Genomic DNA, 6,820 nt, shown 5'->3' on the forward strand with positions numbered 1-6,820 from the left:
GGATTTTGAGAGGCATTCTGCGAACGGCGACCTGGAAATGCGCTCGGCTTCGGGTCTCTCGCAGAACTCTCCGACGGTCGGCGCTTCCGGGTCAACAGGATGCTGCCAACCGCGAACGCCCTCAGAGGATTGGCGGGCGACCCAACCGGGTCATTCGCCACACTGTGCGCCACTTCATCGGTTTGCGCGGACCACACGGCTTCCGCGCGCCCTCAATGAAACCGCCCCACCAGGCTTTCAGTCCGGTCAGGGATCGCATCCGCATCATCGCGAGGGCGATCCATACGCCGAGATAGACCGGGATCAGAGGGATCGGCAGTCGGCGACGGGCCAGCCAGACCCGGTTCCGGGCAGTGAACCGGTAGTAGACCGCATGCCGAGCGGGCGACGTCTTCGGGTGCTGGAGTACGAGGTCGGGTTCGTAAAGGATCTTCCATCCAGCATCAAGCGCACGCCATGCCAAATCGGACTCTTCATGCCCGAAAAAGAACTCCGCCGGCCACAGGTCGATCTGCCGGAGCATGGGCATCGAGAAGGCGTGCCCCCCTCCGAGGAAGGCAGTCACCAGACCGCCGCGCATCGGATCGTCCGCACGCAGCCGGGGCACCCAGCGTCGCTCCGTATGTCCCTGTTCGTCAGCGACTCTGAAGCCAATGATCCCCAGCTTCGAATCCTCCGCGTAAAGCTGTTGGACCTTGCGGAACACGTCGTCAGCGATGAGCAGGCCGTCATCGTCCAGCTCGACAACGACATCGACCTCGTCCGAGTCGCGCAGCATTTTCAGACCGACGTTGCGGCCGCCGGGACAGCCGAGATTCTCCTCCAGCGGGATCTTGGTCGCGTCCGTCGCGATCTCGGTGAGGGGCGTCGCGTTGCCCACCAACACCACCCACGCCGCAGGGACATCCTGCTTCTCCACCGAAGCGAGCAGAGCCTCCAGCTCCCGCGGGCGAGTGCCCATGGTCACGATGACGACTCCGATACGCGGCAACGACATAGCGGCAAACTCCAGTGGTCGGCAGGGTGCCGATGCTAGTCGCGCACGGACCGCCGGTCGCACGTCACACACGTGCTCACGGCGTATCTTGCCTGGTGCGGCGCGGCCGGCACCGGGCGGCGGCCAAGTCGGCCGCCGCCGGATCTCCGGTGACCCGGCCCTGGGAATTGTTCAAGCAGGACTATGCGGCAGGGGCGGGGCCTGCCACCGCTACCTGGGCCGGGCGCAGGAGGTGGTCGCCGACCCGGTAGCCGAGCCGCAGGACCGCGGTACATACGGCTTCATCGGCCGCGCCCGAGGCGTGGTAGGTGATTGCCTCATGGATGTCGGGGTCGAAGGGCTCACCCGTTGCGCCGACGGCCCGCAGCCCGAGCGCCGCCAGCCGTTCCTGAAGTACGTCGGAGACGATCTCCACCGCGCCGTTGCCGTCGTCCTGCCGACGGGCGTCGTCCACGACATCCAGGACCGGAAGCAGGCCGGTAAGGACATTGACCACCGCGATCTCCCGTATTGCCAGGCGGTCGCGGCGCACCCGCTTTCGGTAGTTGTCGTACTCGGCCTTCACCCGCTGCAGATCCTCGGTCAGCTCCGCGATCCGCTCACCCGGCCGCGTGGCCTCCGCCCGATCGGCTCGACTGGATTCCGAACGTGCCTCACTGACGCCGACCGGACCGGACCGGACCGGACCTTTCGCAATCTGGCGTCGTCGGGCCTGGAGGGTGATCGGGTCGATTCTGTGCCGGTCGCGCACCACCACGGCCCGCTCGCCCTGATCCTTGGGGGGCAGCTCTTTACTCATCCGGTGCCTCCCTGCTGCTCGTCATCGACGATCTCCGCATCGACGACCTCCTCCTCACCGGTGCCCCGGCCACCGGTGGTGCTACCAGCCGTGCCACCTTCAGCGGCTCCGCCCTGAGCCTGAGCCTGCGCGTACAGGGCCGAGCCGATCCGCTGCGCGGCCGCGCTTGCCTTCTCGGTGGCGGTACGGATCTCGGCGGTGTCCTGGCCCTTGAGCTTCTCCTTCAGCTCGGTGAGCGCGGTCTCCACCTCCGTCTTCACGTCACCGGGGATCTTGTCGGCGTTGTCCTGCAGCAGCTTCTCGGTCTGGTAGACGAGGCTCTCTGCCTGATTGCGGGTTTCGGCGGCTTCCTTGCGTTGCCTGTCCTCCTCCGCGTGCTGCTCGGCCTCGCGCACCATGCGGTCGATGTCGCCCTTCGGTAGTGAGGAGCCGCCGGTGACGGTCATCTTCTGCTCCTTGCCGGTGCCGAGGTCCTTGGCGGCGACGTGCATGATGCCGTTCGCGTCGATGTCGAACGCGACCTCGATCTGCGGGACGCCACGCGGGGCCGGCGGCAGGCCGGTCAGCTCGAACATTCCGAGCTTCTTGTTGTACGCCGCGATCTCGCGCTCGCCCTGGTAGACCTGGATCTGCACGGACGGCTGGTTGTCCTCGGCCGTCGTGAAGACCTCGGAGCGCTTGGTCGGGATCGTGGTGTTGCGCTCGATGAGCTTCGTCATGATGCCGCCCTTGGTCTCGATGCCGAGGGACAGCGGGGTGACGTCGAGCAGCAGGACGTCCTTGACCTCGCCCTTGAGGACACCGGCCTGGAGCGAGGCGCCGATGGCGACGACCTCGTCCGGGTTCACACCCTTGTGCGGATCCTTGCCGGTCAGCTCCCTCACCAGTTCGGTGACGGCCGGCATCCGCGTCGATCCACCCACCAGGATCACGTGATCGATGTCCGGCACCTTGATCCCGGCGTCCTTGACCGCGTTGTGGAACGGGCCCTTGCAGCGCTCCAGCAGAGCCGCCGTGAGCTGCTCGAACTGGGCACGCGTCAGCTTCTCGTCCAGATGCAGCGGGCCTTCTGCCGACGCCGAGATGTAGGGCAGGTTGATCGTCGTCTCGGTCGCGGACGACAGCTCGATCTTTGCCTTCTCCGCGGCCTCGCGCAGACGCTGCACCGCCATCTTGTCCTTGGACAGGTCCACGCCGTAGCCGTTCTTGAACTGCTTCACCAGGTAGTCGACGACCTGCTGGTCCCAGTCGTCACCGCCGAGGTGTGTGTCGCCGTTGGTCGCCTTCACCTCCACCAGGCCCTCGCCGATCTCCAGCAGCGATACGTCGAAGGTGCCGCCACCGAGGTCGAAGACGAGGATCGTCTGGTCGTTCTCCTTGTCCAGGCCGTAAGCCAGCGCCGCGGACGTCGGCTCGTTGATGATCCGCAGCACTTTCAGGCCCGCGATCTGCCCCGCCTCCTTGGTCGCGGTGCGCTGAGAGTCGTTGAAGTACGCCGGCACAGTGATCACCGCGTCCGTCACGTCCTCCCCGAGGTATGCCTCGGCGTCGCGCTTCAGCTTCTGCAGCACCCGCGCGGAGATCTCCTGCGCGGTGTACCGCTTGCCGTCGATCTCACCCGACTCGGGGAAACGCCACTGGGCGTCCCCCATGTGCCGCTTGACCGACCGCGCGGTGCGTTCGACATTCGTCACGGCCTGCCGCTTGGCGACCTCGCCGACCAGCACCTCGCCCGTCTTGGCGAACGCCACCACCGACGGTGTGGTCCGCGCACCCTCGGTGTTCGGAATGACCACCGGCTCACCGGCCTCGAGCACAGACACCACAGAGTTCGTCGTTCCCAGGTCAATGCCCACTGCTCGTGCCATCACTGCCTCCATTCCCAGCACTCAATTCCTGTCACAGACCAAACTGGGCGAACCGAGCTGCTATTGATCGATTTGGTCGCTGTCTACTGATTCACCTCTCCGTCCTGCGGTCGTGTGGCGTTCCGGCTCCGCTGCTCCGGTGTCCTGTTCACAGTGCGGCGTGTCTGTGTACGGCGCAGAATCTCGGTCTGCCGGACGGGGCGGTCCACGCGGTCGGCAAGACTCTGGAGATGGTCACGATGTGCGGGCGCCGAAGACGTGACACCGAGCGTGGTGGTCATCGGAGATCTCCTCCGAGGAGCGGCTCTGCGGAGGGCGCAGCCCTGCCCCGCATGGCGCAGACCGAGCGTGTCGGCCCATGCGGCCACAAGGTTCCGCCGACCTCTCGTAGGGGATTTGTTCCCCGCGGTGGTCAAAGTACGCGCGGGTGGCAGCAGCCATGTCCCGAGCCGGTACGCCCCCGATGCGCCCCAGCCAGAATGTCTACAACGCAAAGATACCGCCCTGACCTGCGGAAAGTCAGGGCGGCAGACGATTCGCCAAGCTGTCCCGGCCGCCGCCGGGCCGTTCAATCACTGTGCGCCTGGACGCCGGCTACGACTCGGACAACTCACCGCTGCGACGAACGCCCGAAGCGCCGACCCCGACCACACGCCTGTCTGCGGCCTCTAATACATTTGGCATTCTTCGGCGGACACTGACGCCCGCTTGGCCGTGCCCGCCGCCCAACGGCCCAACACGATACGACGACGTCCACCGCATGGCGATGGGGTCGAGTATCGAGGAGAGGAAGATTCATGCGCGCCCGGAGCATCGGCGCGGCCGCCGTAACAGCATTGGCGCTGGTGGCGGCCCGCGATCTCGTCCAGAAGAAGCACGCACTGCTCCGGAACTTCCCGGTGATCGGGCACGCACGCTACCTGTTGGAGACGATCGGGCCGGAGCTACGGCAGTACGTCGTGACCTCCAACGAGGAGGAGCGCCCGTTCAGTCGTGACCAGCGCACCTGGATCTATGCGTCGGCGAAGGAGGAGAACAACTACTTCGGGTTCGGAACCGACGTCGACGTCGAGCACGTGCAGGGGCACACATACCTGAAGCAGCGCACGTTCGCCGACGCGCTGCCCGACGTGCAGGACCCGCAGGCCCCGTTGCCCTCAGCCAAGGTGCTGGGCGGGCCGCGCGGGCGCGCCAAGGCGTTCCGACCGGCGAGCGTGGTGAACATCTCGGCGATGAGCTTCGGATCGCTCTCCGGCGCGGCAATCACGGCGCTCAACAAGGGGGCGGCGCTGGCGGGCACGATGCAGAACACGGGCGAGGGCGGCCTCTCGCCGTACCACCGCAACGGCGGCGACCTCGTCCTTCAGATCGGTACGTCGTACTTCGGCTGCCGCAACGAGGACGGCAGCTTCAACCTTGACAAGCTCAAGGATGTGGTCGCCGGCGCCCCGGTCAAGGCGATAGAGATCAAGCTCTCCCAGGGCGCCAAGCCAGGGCTGGGTGGGATGCTGCCGGGCGCGAAGGTGACCCCGGAGATCGCCGAGATCCGCGGCATCCCGCTCGGCAAGGACTGCGCCTCCCCGTCGCGGCACACCGCGTTCAGCGACGTCGACTCGATGCTCGACTTCGTCGAGCTGCTCGCGACCGAGACCGGTCTGCCGGTCGGGATCAAGAGCGCGGTGGGGGAGATGGACTTCTGGCAGGAGCTGGCCACGCTGATGGCGCGTGGTGACCGTGGTGTCGACTTCGTGACCATCGACGGCGGCGAGGGCGGCACCGGGGCGGCGCCGCTGATCTTCACCGACTCGATGTCGCTGCCGTTCCGGATGGGCTTCTCCCGGGTCTACGGCGCCTTCGCCGATCTGGGGCTGACCGACGATCTCACCTTCATCGGCTCCGGCAAGCTCGGCCTGCCCGAGAACGCCGCGGTCGCCTTCGCACTGGGTGCCGATATGATCAACGTGGCCCGTGAGGCGATGCTGTCGATCGGCTGCATCCAGTCGCTGAAGTGCCACACCGACAAGTGCCCCACCGGCGTCGCCACCCAGAACCCGTGGCTGGCGCGCGGCCTCGATCCGACCTCGAAGGCCACCCGGGCCGCTGTCTACCTGCGCACCCTGCGCAAGGAGCTGATAAAGGTCTCGGCAGCCGTCGGCGTCGCCCACCCGGCACTCATCACAGCCAACGACATCGAGATCATGAACGGCGACTACGAGGCCCGCACCCTGGCCGGCGTCTACGGCTACAAGGACGGCTGGGGCGAACTCGGTCCGCACCTCGCCGATGAGATCACTGCACTGCTCGCCACCAAGCCGACCTCCTTCCAGAAGCCAGCCGTCTGATGCCCTGACGGGGGCTGCTTGTCACGACCGGGTTCGGTCGGCCGCTGCAGCGAGGGGGCGACCTGGGCCGTGCACGTCGGCGCGGAAAACGCCTCTGACCTGGGCCGGAAGGGTAGCAGCAGACGAGTCGGGCTGTACGCCGGGTTCTGTTCCACTCAGGTCGAGAGAGTGAGTCTTCTGGATTGTCCTTAGCTGCGGCAGGTGGTTCAGGGTGAGCAGGGTCGCTTCCCTCATGCCAGGCGAGCCCGAGCGCGGTGCCATACGACCGGATCGGTGCTGAGGGCTGCGTCGGCGAGCTGGTGGATGCGCCAGTACAGGCGAATTCGGCGGCCCGCCCCTGGGGGTGGCTGGTGGCAGACAAGGCTGAGCGCGTCGGTGGGGTCGGCGTGGTCGAGGCGGACTGTGAGCCGGGCGGGGTCGGACAGCGGGTCTCCGAGGGCGGCGAGTTCCCAGTCCAGCAGCATCAAGCCGTTGGGCGAGCGGACGAGGTGTCCTGGTTGGAGGTCGTGGTGCAGCAGCCGGGGTTCGATGTCTATGTCTTCGGCGTCGACTTCCTGGTGGAGGGCAGCCGCAATGTGGGTGAGTTCAGGGGAAGCGGTGGCATAGGCGTCGAGCCGGTTGTGAAGGTAGTCGCGCCAGGTGCGGTGGTGCTGGGCTCCGGCGAGCCGTCCAGCGTGGGGGCCTTGGATGCGGTGGACGGCGGCCAGGGGTGCGGCCAGTTCGCGCAGGAGTTGGCCGATGGGCACGGGCGCGGGGGGGGGGGGGGGCGCGGCCGGGCCCCCCCCCCCCCCCCCCCGGGGGGCGACGAAAACAA

At 67.1% G+C, this 6,820-nt stretch carries 5 protein-coding genes; 1 reads left to right on the forward strand and 4 read right to left on the reverse strand.

Translation table 11 applies throughout. The annotated features are described in order from the left end of the window. Nucleotides 1-121: 121 nt before the first annotated feature. The 3 genes from ABT115_RS02170 to dnaK form a co-directional block, all read right to left on the reverse strand. Nucleotides 122-997: a glycosyltransferase family 2 protein gene (locus tag ABT115_RS02170; RefSeq protein WP_351783073.1), complete on the reverse strand. Its 876-nt coding sequence runs from the start codon at nucleotides 995-997 to the stop codon at nucleotides 122-124. A gap of 181 nt (nucleotides 998-1,178) precedes the next feature. Further along, a complete protein-coding gene (gene grpE / locus ABT115_RS02175; RefSeq protein WP_351782979.1) occupies nucleotides 1,179-1,796 on the reverse strand; it encodes a nucleotide exchange factor GrpE in 618 nt (205 codons plus the stop codon). Further along, nucleotides 1,793-3,664, reverse strand: a complete 1,872-nt coding sequence (gene dnaK / locus ABT115_RS02180) for a molecular chaperone DnaK (protein ID WP_351782982.1) — start codon at nucleotides 3,662-3,664, stop codon at nucleotides 1,793-1,795. Before dnaK ends, grpE begins: the two co-directional genes overlap by 4 nt. Before the next feature lie 797 nt (nucleotides 3,665-4,461). On the opposite strand from dnaK, the gene ABT115_RS02185 reads away from it, so the two are divergent. Continuing rightward, on the forward strand, nucleotides 4,462-6,006 hold the full coding sequence (locus tag ABT115_RS02185) for an FMN-binding glutamate synthase family protein (RefSeq protein ID WP_351782985.1): 1,545 nt from the start codon (nucleotides 4,462-4,464) through the stop codon (nucleotides 6,004-6,006). 230 nt (nucleotides 6,007-6,236) lie between these two features. Here ABT115_RS02185 and ABT115_RS02190 read toward each other — a convergent pair. Further along, nucleotides 6,237-6,820: phosphotransferase family protein (locus ABT115_RS02190; RefSeq protein WP_351782988.1), on the reverse strand; the 584-nt coding region annotated here is incomplete at its 5' end.

The organism is Streptomyces sp. NPDC001832, assembly GCF_040297265.1.
Classification (GTDB): Bacteria; Actinomycetota; Actinomycetes; order Streptomycetales; family Streptomycetaceae; genus Streptomyces.